This is a genomic window from Leyella stercorea (assembly GCF_019052365.1).
In the GTDB taxonomy this organism is placed as follows: Bacteria; Bacteroidota; Bacteroidia; order Bacteroidales; family Bacteroidaceae; genus Prevotella.
The window spans coordinates 1-15,166 of sequence record NZ_JAHQUY010000068.1 but is presented as its reverse complement, the minus strand read 5'-3'; the positions used below and the strand labels follow the sequence as shown (position 1 = coordinate 15,166).

Annotated in this window: 12 protein-coding genes; 7 read left to right on the top strand and 5 right to left on the bottom strand. The window is 52.0% G+C overall.

All coding sequences use genetic code 11. From position 1 onward, the window contains the following. Positions 1-235: 235 nt before the first annotated feature. The 5 genes from KTQ90_RS10715 to KTQ90_RS10695 form a co-directional block, all read right to left on the bottom strand. On the bottom strand, positions 236-1,579 hold the full coding sequence (locus KTQ90_RS10715) for a serine hydrolase domain-containing protein (protein ID WP_254359650.1): 1,344 nt from the start codon (positions 1,577-1,579) through the stop codon (positions 236-238). Positions 1,580-1,581: 2 nt separating this feature from the next. Beyond that, positions 1,582-3,246, bottom strand: coding sequence for a formate--tetrahydrofolate ligase (locus KTQ90_RS10710; RefSeq protein WP_217318423.1), 1,665 nt, complete (start codon positions 3,244-3,246; stop codon positions 1,582-1,584). A 152-nt stretch (positions 3,247-3,398) separates the two neighbouring features. After that, on the bottom strand, positions 3,399-3,776 hold the full coding sequence (locus KTQ90_RS10705; RefSeq protein WP_022157687.1) for a helix-turn-helix domain-containing protein: 378 nt from the start codon (positions 3,774-3,776) through the stop codon (positions 3,399-3,401). Between the two features lie 4 nt (positions 3,777-3,780). Beyond that, on the bottom strand, positions 3,781-4,077 hold the full coding sequence (locus KTQ90_RS10700) for a type II toxin-antitoxin system HigB family toxin (protein ID WP_022157686.1): 297 nt from the start codon (positions 4,075-4,077) through the stop codon (positions 3,781-3,783). Positions 4,078-4,233: 156 nt separating this feature from the next. Further along, positions 4,234-6,492 carry a fibronectin type III domain-containing protein gene (locus tag KTQ90_RS10695; protein WP_217318422.1) on the bottom strand — a complete coding sequence of 753 codons (2,259 nt, stop codon included), beginning with the start codon at positions 6,490-6,492 and terminating at the stop codon, positions 4,234-4,236. A 150-nt stretch (positions 6,493-6,642) separates the two neighbouring features. Here KTQ90_RS10695 and KTQ90_RS10690 point away from each other — a divergent pair, with 150 nt between their 5' ends. The 7 genes from KTQ90_RS10690 (at position 6,643) to KTQ90_RS10660 (ending at position 14,904) form a co-directional block, all read left to right on the top strand. Next, the gene (locus tag KTQ90_RS10690; RefSeq protein ID WP_217318421.1) at positions 6,643-7,824 is read left to right on the top strand and encodes a hypothetical protein; all 1,182 of its coding nucleotides are present in this window, start codon (positions 6,643-6,645) and stop codon (positions 7,822-7,824) included. Positions 7,825-7,852: 28 nt separating this feature from the next. After that, a complete protein-coding gene (locus KTQ90_RS10685) occupies positions 7,853-8,824 on the top strand; it encodes an AMP-binding protein (RefSeq protein ID WP_217318420.1) in 972 nt (323 codons plus the stop codon). A 117-nt stretch (positions 8,825-8,941) separates the two neighbouring features. After that, entirely contained in the window at positions 8,942-9,433 is a 492-nt protein-coding gene (locus tag KTQ90_RS10680) for a low molecular weight protein-tyrosine-phosphatase (protein ID WP_217318419.1), read from the top strand. 352 nt (positions 9,434-9,785) lie between these two features. After that, positions 9,786-11,546, top strand: coding sequence for a lysine--tRNA ligase (gene lysS / locus KTQ90_RS10675; protein WP_217318418.1), 1,761 nt, complete (start codon positions 9,786-9,788; stop codon positions 11,544-11,546). A gap of 71 nt (positions 11,547-11,617) precedes the next feature. Continuing rightward, positions 11,618-12,613, top strand: coding sequence for an NAD(P)H-dependent glycerol-3-phosphate dehydrogenase (locus tag KTQ90_RS10670; RefSeq protein WP_217318417.1), 996 nt, complete (start codon positions 11,618-11,620; stop codon positions 12,611-12,613). Positions 12,614-12,643: 30 nt separating this feature from the next. Next, positions 12,644-14,002: a glucose-6-phosphate isomerase gene (locus KTQ90_RS10665; protein WP_217318416.1), complete on the top strand. Its 1,359-nt coding sequence runs from the start codon at positions 12,644-12,646 to the stop codon at positions 14,000-14,002. 170 nt (positions 14,003-14,172) lie between these two features. After that, positions 14,173-14,904: an inorganic diphosphatase gene (locus tag KTQ90_RS10660; RefSeq protein WP_217318415.1), complete on the top strand. Its 732-nt coding sequence runs from the start codon at positions 14,173-14,175 to the stop codon at positions 14,902-14,904. Positions 14,905-15,166: the final 262 nt, after the last annotated feature.

The window sequence follows — 15,166 nt, the reverse complement described above, 5'->3', positions numbered from 1 at the left end:
GTGCAACTTTTTACTCATATTTATCAACTTAAATTAATTCCGCCAACGGGTAATAGTATAGTCTATGTTAAAAAAAAGCGTCAGTAGACGACAATCTTTGCTTATAAACTACAAAGGTAAAACAAACCGAAGACAATACAAAATAAAAACTTACTTTATTTGTACTGTCTTCGGTTATATGAAGTGTTATGAAACTTATGTTAAACAATCTGCACCTGTTTGACAACTATTTAGTCTATTTCACGAACAGATTGCGTTTAGGCATCTTGCTGCCGAAGCGCTGTCGCAACTTGTCGAACAGCGCCATTGTGTCCTTCGAGAACTCGTGACCCTTCCACGTGCTTGTGTTCGTTATGAACACCCAACATTCGCCGTCGGGATAGCGCAGAACGATGGCAGATGTGCCCACGAGCGAGCCGGTGCGTATCCACGGACGGTTGCGCGGCGTGAAGTTCCAGCCAAACGAAAACTGATGGTCGGGCATCTCCTGCGTCATCAGTCGCACGGCTTCGGGCGAGAGTACGTCGGGCAGAGTAGGATCGCCGTCGATAGCCGCCACGAGTCGGCACAGCTCAGCCGCCGATGCTGTCCACGCACCTGCACCGAGTGCTGTCTTTATGTCGTTCTCGCCGTAGCAGCGCTCCACAAGCCTGCCGGAGTTGTTGAACTCCTGCGCTGGTAGCGACGAGGAGTGCATGTAGTATACCGTCTCGTTCTCGCGGCGGTCCTTAAGATAGTTGCCCGCGATATGGAAGTCGTAGCAGCCCGCCGGTTCGAGCACATAGCGCTGCATGAACTTCTCGTACGGCATGCCCGTGCGCTTCTCGATGATGAGCGACAGCAGCGTGTAGCCTATGTTGCAGTAGCGTTGCATCGAGCCTGGTGTATATCCGAGGTGACGGCGCAGCACGATGCGCAGCAGATTGCGGTGGTCGGGTGGAGTGGTGAGGTGGTTCTGCTGCATAATGTAGCGCGTAGAGAATATCGGGTCGCCGGCATAGTTGGTGAAACCAGCCTTATGGCGCAGCAGCTGCTCGACGGTTATGTCGAAGTAGCGTTTGTCGCGTATGGAGTTGACGTAGAACGTGTCGTTCAGAATGCCCTGCGGTCCGAACACCTTGTCCGTCAGGCGCACCTTGCCCATGTCGCGCAGCTTCATGATGCCCACAGCCGTGACGAGCTTCGACACCGATGCCATGCGCATGATGTACGACGGCTCCATAGGATACTGCTTGTCGACGTTGGCGAAACCGAATCCGCGTGCGTAGAGCAGCGAGTCGTTGCGCGATATGGCGAGCTGAGCGCCGTTTATCTCCCAGCGCTTGAGGTAGCGGCGCATGATAGAGTCCATGGCGTGCAGCTCGGGCTGGTCGGAGATCGCGTTGCAGAGCGTGTCGTTGAGGTGTACGATGTGTGTTGAGTCGTTGATGTGTTGGGATGTCGTGGTGTCACGATCCGAGCACGACGAGCAAGTGCAGCGGCAGATGCCCAGCGTAATGAGTACGACAAAGGTGAGGCACCCCATGCAGGAGATCCTCACCTTAGTGCGATATTGTTTCTTTATTCTGTATCCGAACATTTTTATGATAATCCTTCAATTTCGCCGTTCACGATGTCGATGTTCATCGCTGCCGGCACCTTTGGCAGACCAGGCATACGCATGATGCTGCCTGCCACAACAACAATCATTTCAGCGCCCGCGTTGATTACTATGTCGCGCATGTTCACGTCGAAGCCCGAAGCAACGCAATACTGCTTGGCGTCTGTAGAGAACGAGAACTGTGTCTTTGCGATGCAGACGGGGAAGTGCTCGTAGCCCAACTCCTTAATCATCTGCAGCTTCTTCTTTGCCGGTGCAGCGAACGAGACGCTTGCCGCTCCGTATATGTTCTTAGCCACCTTCTCTACCTTTTCCTCGATAGAGTCCTCGTCGTCGTAAACGAGCTTCAACGGCTCAGACGGGTGCTTCTCTATAGTCTCCACCACGAGGTTAGCCAAGTCGACAGCGCCTTTGCTGCCTTCGGCGTAAGCGTCGTTCTCGGCGAAGCCCACGCCAATCTCTGCGCAGTAGTTCTTCACGATTTCTATCTCCTCAACCACGTCGCCTGCATAGCGGTTGAACACCACAGCCACGGTCTGACCGAACGACTGCAGGTTCTTGATATGCTTGTCGAGGTTGGCGAGACCCTTGCGGAGACCCTCGCTGTTGGGCTTTTTGATGTCCTCTACAGCCACGCCGCCGTGCATCTTGAGGCCCTGCGCAGTAGCCACGATGAGCGTCATCTTAGGCTGCAGACCGCTCTTGCGGCACTTGATGTCGTAGAACTTCTCTGCTCCGAGGTCGGCACCGAAGCCAGCCTCCGTGATGACGTAGTCGCCGAAGGTCATAGCCATCTTCGTAGCGAGGATGGAGTTGCAGCCGTGAGCGATATTGGCGAACGGACCGCCGTGTACGAACGCTGCGGTGTTCTCGGTAGTCTGCACGAGGTTAGGCGCAAGTGCGTCGCGCAGCAGAACGGTGATGGCGCCAGCCACGCCGAGATCCTTCACGGTGAACGGCTTGCCATCAACGGTGTAGCCCAGAAGTATGTTCTCGATGCGTCGGCGCAGGTCGTCCTCGTCCTTAGCGAGGCAGAGTATAGCCATAATCTCCGACGCAGGAGTGATGTCGAAGCCCGATTCGCGCACAATGCCGTTCGCCTTGCCGCCCATGCCGGTCACGATGTCGCGCAGTCCGCGGTCGTTCACGTCAAGTACGCGGTTCCAGAGCACTTCGCGCAGAGCGAATCCGTTATCGCGGTTTTGGTACATATAGTTGTCGAGCAGCGCCGTGATAGTGTTGTGCGCTGAGGTGATGGCATGGAAGTCGCCTGTGAAGTGTAGGTTTATCTTGTCCATCGGCAGCACCTGTGTGTGTCCGCCGCCGCATGCTCCGCCCTTGAGTCCGAACACCGGACCGAGCGACGGTTCGCGCAGGGCGCATATAGCCTTCTTTCCGATGCGTGTGAGTCCGAGCGCAAGACCGATAGTAACGGTAGTCTTGCCGATTCCAGCCTTGGTCGGTGTGATGGCTGTAACGAGTATAAGGTTGCTCTTCTTCACGCGCTCCTCGTCGATGAGGCGTGTCGGAACCTTAGCCATGTAGTGACCGTAGTGTTCGAGTTCTTTTGTCGGGATGCCATACTTCGAAGCAACTGCTTCAATCTCCTCGAGCTTGGTGCTGCGAGCAATTTCGATGTCTGTCATTGTGTGTGTGATGTTTGTAGAGTTATCCTCTTGTTGTTATAGAGTTTTGAACCCTTGTGGTTACAAAGTATGGAGTGCGAGTGCAAAGGTACAACTAAATAATCAATAATGTGAATATTGGGCTGCGTTTTTGCCACAATATTTAAATTGTACTATGCTAAAATGATATTTGCAGGAACACCAAGTTCGTGATATATGTTTCTTGCTACATCGTAGTTGATGGCTCTACGTCCATGCAGAATGTCGCTCAATGCTGTCGTCGACACTCCTATAGCTTTCGCAGCATCCTTCTGTTTGAATCCTTTTTTGCGAAATGCAACTTTGATGGCTGCAATCAAAGAGGGCTTTACGCGCCATGGGTGTGGTTCAACTTCACATTCCCAGTCGTAAGCGGCTTCGCTGAGTATTTTCAATTCTTCTTTTTCTACTTCGCTAAGGAAGTCCATACCGCCTAACTGAGTGCCTTTTTCGAGAAGCTTCTCCATACGTTCATTAATCTCGTTATATGTGTTTTCGTCTTTGATAGTCATAATATTATATGTTTTTAATGTCCTTAATCTTGTCATACTCTGCGTGTGTTCCAATGAATCTTATGTGAAGAAAACCTTGAAAGAACACAACGATTGTAATTAATCTGAATTTGTTGCCAGATATATTGAATACGTATCTGTCGTTTCCGACATAGTCAGCAGATGGAAAAGCTGCTTTTAAGTCAGCATGACTCTTCAAATCTGTTTTTTCGATGTATTCAGCCCAACGCATTAATGGGTCAATTGCATCAGGATGTTTCTTTCCGAAATCCTTTAGCAACTTGAACTTTAATATTTTCATAGTTGTTCTATTTAATGCAAAGATAGTAAAAGTTCTCAATGTGGAGAACTTTTACTAAGGAATTTTATATTTTTTGTGATACAATAAGGGCGTGCCACATAAAGTGACACGCCCTAAATGCTATTGTTTTGTCATCGGACAGCGAACGCAATCCGTTTACTTAACCTGCTTCTTTACGCTGCCGTCAGCGTACTTGACGAGCACAACGCCACGCGCGTTAGCACCAACCTTCACGCCGTCTACGGTGTAGCGAGCCACCTCAGCTGCGTTCTCCGCAGCCTCAGTCTTGTTGATGCCAGTCGAGAAGTCGACAGTTACGTAGTCGGACGGTGCAGAAACCACCTTCTTGTTGTTGTACATTCTCTGTCCGTACACGCGGTAAGCGTAAGTGTGGTTAGCCTTCGGCTGAGCGAGCTGAGTGAGGGTGTAGCTTGTCTCCTCCTCCTCAATCTCCTCAGAGTTGTCGAGGAAGGTATAAACGCGGTCGCCAGCCTTCAGATTCTGAGTAATCTTTATTTCGTCGATGATGAACGGATAGTGGTTCTGGCAAGTGAATGCGATGCGGTCGCTGAGCTGGCCCGCTGTGAAGTTGAGCGTGAATGTGCTCCAGTCGTCGGGGTTGAGCTGGCACTGCTTGGTCTCGCGTGTGTTCTTGCTGTAGACGATGAGTGTCTCGTCCTTGAGCATAGAGCGTGCCTTCACCTTCACCTGATAGCTTCCGCCGTCGTTGTTAAGTGTAAGCTGCGGAGTGACGAGTTCGCCGCTGATGTTGTAGTCGGTCATGCCGGTGCAAACGAAGCAGCCCTCAGCGTATCCGCCCCAGTAGCACTCCCATCCGTTGTTGTATACCATATCCAAGCCCACCTTCTCGTACTTGCCGTTCTGGAAAGCGTACGGCTTGTCGATAGTTACGCCCGAGCCCGAAATCTTAGAGAAGTCCTCGTTGATCACCACGTAGCTCGCTGCGTCAGCCGGAGCCGTGTAGAGGTCGTTGTTCTCTACGTAGTAGCTTTCAGCCTTCGGCGAGAGCTGCCAGTTGGCTGTATAGCTGTCCTTGCGCACGTCGTTGGCAGACTCTGCTACCGGAGCAGCTACGCCGATAGCCTCGTAAGCCTCAGACGAAGGCGATGTGCTCTCTGCGTTGCAAGCCTTAACGACGAACGAGTAGTCGATAGCCGGGTCAAGACCGTCGACGGTGAAGCTTGTGCCGTCCACGCGCTTGTCCTTTATGTCGTAGTGAGTGGTAGTGGTGTTCTTTGTGCTCCATGCCATGTCTGTGAGACCCAATGCGCAGTCGTCGGGGAAGCCCGCAAGACGGAAGCGCACAGAAGTACACTTGTACTTGTCCTGTGTAACGAAACGTGTCCAGTCGAAGTCGTGGATGTTGCCCTGACCGTATTCAGAAGCATCGACGTAGATAGTCGTGAACTTCTTCCAGGCGTGTCCGTCGAAGAGCTCAACGATGATTTGGGCGTCGCCTATCTCCTCCGCGTTCTTCGGCATCTTGCACTCAACGATGTTTATCTCAAGCGTATTATAGTAGCCGCCGTTGTCGGGCATGGTGATGACATCGCCGTTCTTGAACAGCAAAGCGCCTTTTATGCCGTCAGCCGACTTCTCGAAGAACTCGGGTTCCTTGCCGCTCTGCGACTTGTAACCCCAGCCCTCAGGCAGCTTGCCGCTGGTCTTCATCGAAGTGAAGTTCTCGAGGAATGTCTGTTCTTCTGTCTCGCCTTCCTTCACGTCGTGAAAGAGAGAGAACAGATAGTGGGTAGCGCCGTTCACAGCATTCCAGTGAGCAGTGAAACCGTCTGCCTTGAATCCGCTTATGCCTGCAGGTGTTGGGGCTGTGAGCGTAGTCGGTCGGCTTATCTTCACGTCGTCGATGAGCACCTTGTCCAATGTGCTGAACGCGATGAGCAGGTTGCTGCTGTTGTAGGTGGTATTGTTAAAGTAGAACGTAAACTCGCGCCACTCGCTCTTTGTTGTTGTGAACGGCTCGTGGTATGTGGTCTGGTTATACTGGCTCGCAGCGTCCTCCCACAGACCGATGGTGAGCTGTGCGTTGTCGCGATAGTTGCTTGCGAGTGTTTTTGCGCGCACCTTCACCTCATACTCGCCGATGTATGCGCCGAGCGGTGTGTAGAGCTGCGCTCCGTAGTTGTCGGGGCTGATGAGTGCGCACGCACCGCCTGCCTGGTGAACGCCGTAGCCGCTCCAACCGCTCTGGTGAAAGTAGCTGCTCGGTATTGTGCCAGTCTCGTTGCTGATGGCGCTCGAAGGCTCGCTCTCGCTGCCTGCGATGAAGAGGCTGAAGTCTTCTTCAAGTTCTGTTGCTGATTGTGCGTATGCCAATGGAGTAGCAGCGGCAAACACTGCTGTAAAGGCAATAGCTTTGATTGTAGAAAAACTCATAAAAGTGATTTTGGTTATAATAAGATTAGATAATGCGTACAAAATTAGTTATTTATTTCCGTATTTACCTTACTTTTACTAATTTTGTGTGCGAAAAACATTCATTCACATTGTTTTCGAAACCGCCGTAACAAATTAAATAACAACTATATGAAGAAAATCTTTACACTTTTAGCTGTGGCTTTCGCCACAATCGGTGCTTCGGCACAGACCCTGTCTGGCTTGGCTGACATCATCAAGACACAGCCAGAAGGCACACTTCACAAAGACCTCAACCACTACTTCGAGGGTGCATACGTAAACAAAACTGACAACTTTATCTACGACCACCTTGGCGACGGCTACGTGTCGGACATCGTTGAGGCTGCCGACGGTAGCTTGTACATAAAGAATCCGTTCGGCTTCTTCTCGTACGGCGACATTTGGGTGAAGGCAGTTAAGGGCGAGGGCAACACCTACGAGGTGCGCATGCCGCAGGCTGTATACGACAACGAAGGTGACAAGCATGATCCGATTCTCTACGCTTGGCGCTACGTCAAGAACAGCGAGGGCAGCGAAGAATACGCCGCTGTTGACGCCGCATCGCAAGTCGTTAAGTTCGAGCTGCGCAACGACTCGCTCGTAAAGGTCGGCGCTAAGGATGCGTTCATCGGTCTTGGTTCAGCCGACGGCTACTTCTATGGCTACGGCGACACGGTGTCTATATATAATAAGGTGAAGGACGCAGCGCCGGTTCCGGCTGACGCAAGCAAGGCTGTGAAGTACAAGGTTTCGTACAACGACAGCGAGGATGACGAGGCTGACAGAACGGTACGCGTAGTGTTCGAGGGCAACAAGGTTTACATCGGCGACCTCGACTATGAGTCGCCAGACCTTTGGATCTGCGGCACTATCAACGGCAACAAACTGCAGCTCACAAAGTGGCAGTATATGGGCATCGACCGCGACAACGCTACATACGGCACCGGTCACATGTATCTCTATCCGTTCGGTTGGGGCAAGTTCACAGACGCTGAAGGCGAGAAGTACGGACTCTACGAGATTGAGAACCCTGCGTTCGACTACGATGCGGCTACAAAGACCTTCTCTACCGACGAACTGACTATCGCTATCAATCGCGGACACAACTATTATCCGTATGTTTACTACACAAAGCCTAAGTTCCGCCCGGCTTCTTCTACATCTGTAGACGCTGTCACAACCGGCGAAGCAGGCGCAGTAAGCTACTACGACCTTAGCGGTCGCCGCATACAGCGTCCTACAAAGGGCGTCTTCGTGAAGACAACCGTTGCTGCCGACGGCACAAAGGTTGCGAAGAAGATACTTAAGTAATTAGACATTTGACATTCATTTAAGCGGAATGACCCTTAAAGAATTTATTGACGAATGGAACAATGACGAACCGACGGTGCTTGTACACACCAGCGGTTCTACCGGAAAACCGAAGCCGCTACGCGTAGAGAAGCTACGTATGGCGGCTTCGGCGCATATCACGTGTGCCTTTCTCGGACTGCAACGCGGCGACACCGCTCTGCTTTGCATGCCGCTCGACTATATTGCGGGCAAGATGGTGGTGGTGCGTTCGCTTGTATGCGGTTTGCGACTCTTGACGGTAGAGCCGTGCGGACATCCGCTGCGCGGACTAAGCGAAGCGCCGGTGTTCGCAGCAATGGTTCCGCTGCAGGTGTACAACAGCTTGCAGGTGGAGGAGGAGCGCGCGCTGCTCAGGCAGATAAAGCATCTCATCATTGGCGGTGGAGCCGTAAGCGGCGAGATGGCAGCCCAACTGAAGCACTTCCCCAACGCCGTTTGGAGCACGTATGGCATGACCGAGACGCTCTCGCACATCGCTCTGCGCAGGCTCAGCGGCGAAGAGGCAAGCGACTGGTACGAACCGTTCGAAGGTGTCGACGTTAGTCTAAACGCCAACGGCTGTCTTGTGGTAGACGCTCCGGCTGTATGCGCCACTACGCTCACCACCAACGACATCGCGGAGATAGCTCCCGACGGCAGACACTTCCGCATACGCGGCAGACGCGACAATGTGGTGTGCAGCGGTGGCATAAAACTGCAGATTGAGGAGATAGAAGCCCATCTGCAGCCGTTTGTCAGCGTGCCGTTCATGATAACGAAGCGCACGGATGCACGCCTCGGCGAGACCGTTGTGCTGCTTGCTGCGGATGCGGACATCGAACAGCTCAAGACAGCGTGCCACGAACACCTCACGAAATACGAAATACCGCGAGCGTTCGTCGCCGTGAAACGTCTGCCATACACCGAAACGGGTAAGCCGGCGCGAGCGGAGGCTCTCCGAATGGCGCAGCAAGGGTAGGACTGTTGGTTGCAGCTTCAGGCTTTTCGGAGCATCAACCAGCCGCTCTCTACTCGTAATCACAACGTTTTTCAAATCAACACTCCATCACTTTTCAACTCTTAAACTTAAAGAAATATGAATACACCGACAAACATCACTCCCAAACACCGCCTCTTGTTCATCTGTCTCGGCAATATATGCCGCTCGCCGGCTGCCGAAGGCGTGATGAAGGCGAAGGTGCACGCCGCAAAGCTCGACGACAAGTTCTTCATCGACTCGGCTGGTATCGGCGACTGGCATGTAGGACAACTGCCCGACAGCCGTATGCGCGAGCGTGGTGCACGCCGTGGATACCGCCTGGACAGTCGCGCACGCCAGATACGCCAGTCTGACTTCGATGACTTCGACTTGCTGCTCGTCATGGATCGCGAGAACTACCGCATCATCACCTCGAAGGCTCCCGACGAGGAGTCGCGCAAGAAGGTGCGCATGCTCACCGACTATCTGCAGGAGCACAAGAACACCGACATCGTGCCCGATCCTTACTACGGCGACCTCAGCGACTTCGACTATGCGCTCGACCTTATAGAGGACGCTTGCGAGGGATTGCTCGAGCAGTGTCTGTAGTCTTACGGCGCAAAACGTAAGTATTAAAGCGGTTGCTGTCTGATGAAACAAAACTGAAACTTAAGAAAACGCTCGTTACCGCGGTCTGGTAACGATGTTACCGCAGCGCTGTAATGATGTTACCGCAGCGCTGTAATGATGTTACCAGTGCGCGGTAATTACGTTACAAGTTTTCATCGGTCAGCAATTATTTATTATAAAATCATAAAAAGGCGCACCCTTTCAGAAATATTTAGTAAATTTGCATTTGTATTTTGCATAGTTGTGTGATGTCGGCATAGTCCGGCAGCTGTGCGCACGGCTTAAAGCGAATAAGAAAAGTAAAGTTAGAAGATAAAAAGAAGAAATAAATATGAACGTTTTAGAACTAAGTGAACAAGAGATTGTAAGAAGACAGAGTCTTCAGGAACTGCGCGATATGGGCATTGAACCGTATCCTGCAGCCGAATTTCCAACCAACGCCTTCTCGGAGGATATTAAGAACGACTTCAAGGACGAGGACGAAAAGCGCGAGGTGGTTATCGCCGGACGTATGATGAGCCGCCGCGTAATGGGTAAGGCAAGCTTCGTTGAGCTTCAGGACTCGAAGGGTCGTATCCAGGTGTACATCACACGCGACGATATCTGCCCTGAGGAGGACAAAACTCTCTACAACACTGTGTTCAAGCGTTTGCTCGACATCGGCGACTTCATCGGTGTGAAGGGTTTCGTGTTCCGCACACAGACCGGTGAGATTTCAGTACACGCGCAGTCGCTCACTCTGCTCTCTAAGAGCCTCAAGCCGCTGCCTATCGTGAAGTATAAGGACGGCGTGGCTTACGACAAGTTCGAAGATCCTGAGCTGCGTTTCCGTCAGCGCTACGTAGACCTCATCGTTAACGACGGCGTGAAGGACACATTCCTTCAGCGTGCAACCGTAGTGCGCACTATCCGCCGCGTGCTCGACGAGGCTGGCTACACAGAGGTTGAGACCCCGACACTGCAGGCTATCGCCGGCGGCGCTTCGGCTCGTCCGTTCATCACCCACTTCAACGCGCTCAACATCGATATGTACATGCGTATCGCTACAGAGCTCTACCTCAAGCGTCTTATCGTGGGCGGTTTCGAGGGCGTTTACGAGATTGGCAAGAACTTCCGCAACGAGGGTATGGACCGCAACCACAACCCTGAGTTCACATGTATGGAGCTCTACGTGCAGTATAAGGACTACAACTGGATGATGTCGTTCACAGAGAAGCTGCTTGAGACCGTCTGCATCGCCGTGAACGGCTCTACAGAGCGCAAGGTAGGCGACAACGTCATCTCGTTCAAGGCGCCTTACCGCCGTCTGCCTATCCTCGACGCAATCAAGGAGAAGACAGGCTTCGACTGCAACGGCAAGAGCGAGGAGGAAATCCGCGCATTCTGCCTCGAAAAGGGACTTGAGGTTGACGAGACATTCGGCAAGGGCAAGCTCATCGACGAACTCTTCGGCGAGTTCTGCGAGGGTACATTCATCCAGCCTACATTCATCACCGACTATCCCGTCGAGATGTCGCCGCTTACAAAGATGCACCGCTCAAAGCCGGGACTCACAGAGCGTTTCGAGCTTATGGTCAACGGCAAGGAGCTTGCCAACGCCTACTCGGAGCTTAACGACCCGCTCGACCAGGAGGAGCGTTTCAAGGAGCAGATGCGTCTTGCTGACAAGGGCGACGACGAGGCAATGATCATCGACCAGGACTTCCTGCGCGCTCTCCAGTACGGTATGCCTCCTACATCGGGTATCGGCATCGGCATCGACCGCCTCGTTATGCTTATGACCGGTCAGACCACTATTCAGGAGGTGCTGTTCTTCCCGCAGATGAAGCCGGAGAAGAAGATTCCGCAGAGCTCTATCAAGGAGTGGGGCGAGATTGGCGTGTCTGAGGAGTGGGCTTACGTGCTCCGCAAGGCAGGCTTCAACCTCATCTCTGACATCCGCGACGAGAAGGCTCAGGGCTTGCAGCAGAAGATTGGCGAAATCAACAAGAAGTACAAGCTCGGCTACGAGAAGCCGTCTGTTAACGATATCCAGGCTTGGATTGACGCCGCAGCAAACGTTGCGGTAGAAACAGCAGAAGAAGCTGAGTAATTAATATATAAATGGTAGGAAGCGCTGGCTTCCTACTATTTAATTTCTTAACGATAACGGTAATAGGATAAATGTTTAATTGCGGAAAAATAGCAATTATTGGCGGAGGCAGTTGGGCAACTGCAATTGCCAAGATTGTGATAGGTCATACCCATCACATAGGGTGGTATATGCGACGCGACGACAGCATAGAGGAGTTCAAACGCATAGGCCATAATCCTAATTATCTTACAAGTGTACACTTCAATACCGACGAGATATTCTTCTCGAGCGACATCAACCGCATCGTGGAGGCTTACGACACACTTGTGTTCGTGGTGCCGTCGCCTTATCTGAAGAACCATCTCAAGAAGTTGAAGACTCGTCTGCGCGACAAATTCATCGTGACAGCGATTAAAGGTCTCGTCTCCGACGACAATATCGCTTGCTCCGAATACTTTCATGAGGTGTACGACGTGCCTGATGAGAATCTTGCGTGCATCGGCGGACCGTCTCACGCTGAGGAGGTGGCGCTCGAACGCCTTTCCTATCTCACTATCGGCTGTTCAGACCAGGAGAAGGCGCAGGCTTTCGCAGATGTGCTCGACTCGGAGTTTATCAAGACAAAGACCTCGTCAGACGTTATCGGCATCGAGTATTCGTCGGTGCTGAAGAACGTGTACGCCATCGCGTCAGGCATCTGCAGCGGTTTGAAGTATGGCGACAACTTCCAGGCTGTGCTCATATCGAACGCCGTTCAGGAGATGTCGCGTTTCCTCACCGCTATCAATCCCATCGAGCGCAGCGTCTACGACTCGGTATACCTCGGCGACCTGCTCGTTACGGGCTACTCCAAGTTCTCGCGCAACCGCACTTTCGGCACAATGATCGGCAAGGGTTATAGCGTGAAGAGTGCGCAGATAGAGATGGAGATGATTGCCGAAGGATTCTTTGGCACCAAGTGTATGAAGGAGAAAAACCGACACATGCACGTGAATATGCCAATTCTTGACGCCGTATATAACATATTGTACGAGCGTATCAGTCCGCAGATAGAGATTAAGCTGCTGACAGACTCATTCCGATAAAACCAAATTTTCACAAATACACACAAAACAATGAAAAGCATCAGCTTAGACATTACAAAAGCTACACAGTTCCTTTCAAAAGGCGCTGTTGAGGCTTATGAATCAAAAGTGGCAGCCGCTCACGAGGCTCTTGAGAACGGCACTTGTCCTGGTAACGACTTCCTCGGATGGCTTCACCTGCCGTCTTCAATCACACCGGAGTTCATCGCAGAGCTTCAGAGCGTAGCCAACACGCTGCGCGAGAAGTGCGAGGTGGTAGTGGTTGCGGGTATCGGTGGCAGCTACCTCGGTGCTCGTGCCGTGATTGAGGCGCTTGGCAACTCGTTCGCTTGGCTCGTTCAGGACAAGAAGAACCCCACTGTAGTTTTCGCTGGCAACAATATCGGCGAGGATTATCTCGCCGAACTCACCGACTATCTCAAGGATAAGAAGTTCGGTGTAATCAATATCTCTAAGTCGGGCACAACTACCGAGACTGCTCTCGCTTTCCGTCTGCTCAAGAAGCAGTGCGAGGAACAGCGCGGTAAGGAAGAGGCTAAGGACGTTATCGTGGCTATCACCGACGCTCACAAGGGTGCTGCGCGTGCAGCCGCTACAAAGGAAGGCTATAAGACATTCGTAATTCCTGACAATGTAGGCGGTCGCTTCTCTGTTCTTACACCGGTCGGCTTGCTGCCTATCGCTGTTGCAGGCTTCGACATTAAGGCTCTTGTTGGCGGTGCTGCAGATATGGAGAAGGCTACTGGCAAGGACGTGCCGTTCGCTGAGAATCCTGCTGCTATCTACGCCGCTGTGCGTAACGCTCTCTATGCAGAGGCTGGCAAGAAGATTGAGATTCTCGTAAACTTTCAGCCGAAACTTCACTACATGAGCGAGTGGTGGAAGCAGCTCTACGGCGAATCTGAGGGTAAGGACGGCAAGGGTATCTTCCCTGCAGCTTGCGACTTCACTACCGACCTCCACTCTATGGGTCAGTGGATTCAGGAGGGCGAGCGCTCTATCTTCGAGACTGTCATCAGCATTGAGACACCTGAGAAGACTCTGTTCTTCCCGCACGACGAGGAGAACCTCGACGGTCTTAACTTCCTCGCTGGCAAGCGCGTTGACGAGGTGAACAAGATGGCTGAGCTCGGCACTCGCTTGGCTCACGTAGACGGCGGTGTGCCTAACATCCGCGTGTCTGTTCCGCAGCTCAACGAGTACTATCTCGGTCAGATCATCTACTTCTTCGAGATTGCTTGCGGCATCAGCGGCAACCTCCTCGCCGTTAACCCGTTCAACCAGCCGGGTGTTGAGGCTTACAAGAAGAACATGTTCGCTCTGCTCAACAAGCCTGGCTATGAGGCTGAGAGCGAGGCTATCCAGAAGCGTCTTGCTGAGGAGAAGTAATGTCTATTCTTGAATAGAAATTATATCTTAATAATACAATGTGAAAAACGGACTGCAGCGAAATATATTTCGGCAGTCCGTTTTTCTATTGGTTTGAGGGTATAGCGAGTTAGAATAACAAACAATTAGCTTTTCGTCGCTGACCCTTTCTTAACTCAATATGCAAAACAATGATTAAAGAAGCAATCAAGCAATACCAGTTGTCTCACGGTTTCGATCATTTCGACCCGAAGTGCGTGCTCTTCGACATGGACGGCGTGCTCTACGACTCTATGCGCAATCATGCTGCGGCTTGGCAGGAAGCGATGGCGCAGTTCGACATCCACTTCACCGCTGCCGACTCTTATGCCACCGAGGGTGCGCGCGGAGTAGACACCATACGCCACTTTGTGCGCCAGCAGCAGGGTAGGGAGATTGACGAGGCAGAGGCGCAACGTATGTACGACGTGAAGGCCGACCTCTTCCATCGTATGCCGACTGCCGAGATATTCCCCGGTGTGCTCGATATTATGCAGAAGATTCAGTCGACGGGCCTCACAATAGGCGTAGTGACTGGCAGCGGTCAGCGTCCGCTCATCAAGCGTTTACTGTCTGATTTCCAGGGCTTTCTCACCGAAGACCATATCGTGAGTGCTTACGATGTGCAGCGTGGCAAACCCAATCCCGATCCCTATCTCATGGGACTCCGCAAGACTGGCAATTACGAGCCGTGGCAGGGCATCGTCGTTGAGAATGCTCCGCTCGGCGTACGTGCCGGTTCAGCCGCCAACATCTTCACTGTGGGCATCAATAGCGGTCCGCTGCCCGATTCGGCTCTCTCTGACAATGGTGCGAACATTGTTCTTCAGCGCATGACCGAACTATGCGACTTGTGGGGCGAAATTCTCGCTGCCCGCAATTGATATAAAGTCAGCTGCATTAGCTTTCCGCTATGTGCAGCTGATTTTTTGACTAAAAAGAACGCCTAAAAAGGCAAAAAATAGTAAAATAGAGCATTTGTTTTGAGTTTCAAGTGGTTGTGGCAGTCGTTGGCTTTAGTTGTCAGTGACAAGGAAATGAGAAAAAAGCAGATTAGAGAAGTAGAAACGCTTTCAAATCATTACCTCTCAGAAACGCCCTAATAAGCATTTTTAACGGTGGCGGTTCATATTTCCCCATTCTGCG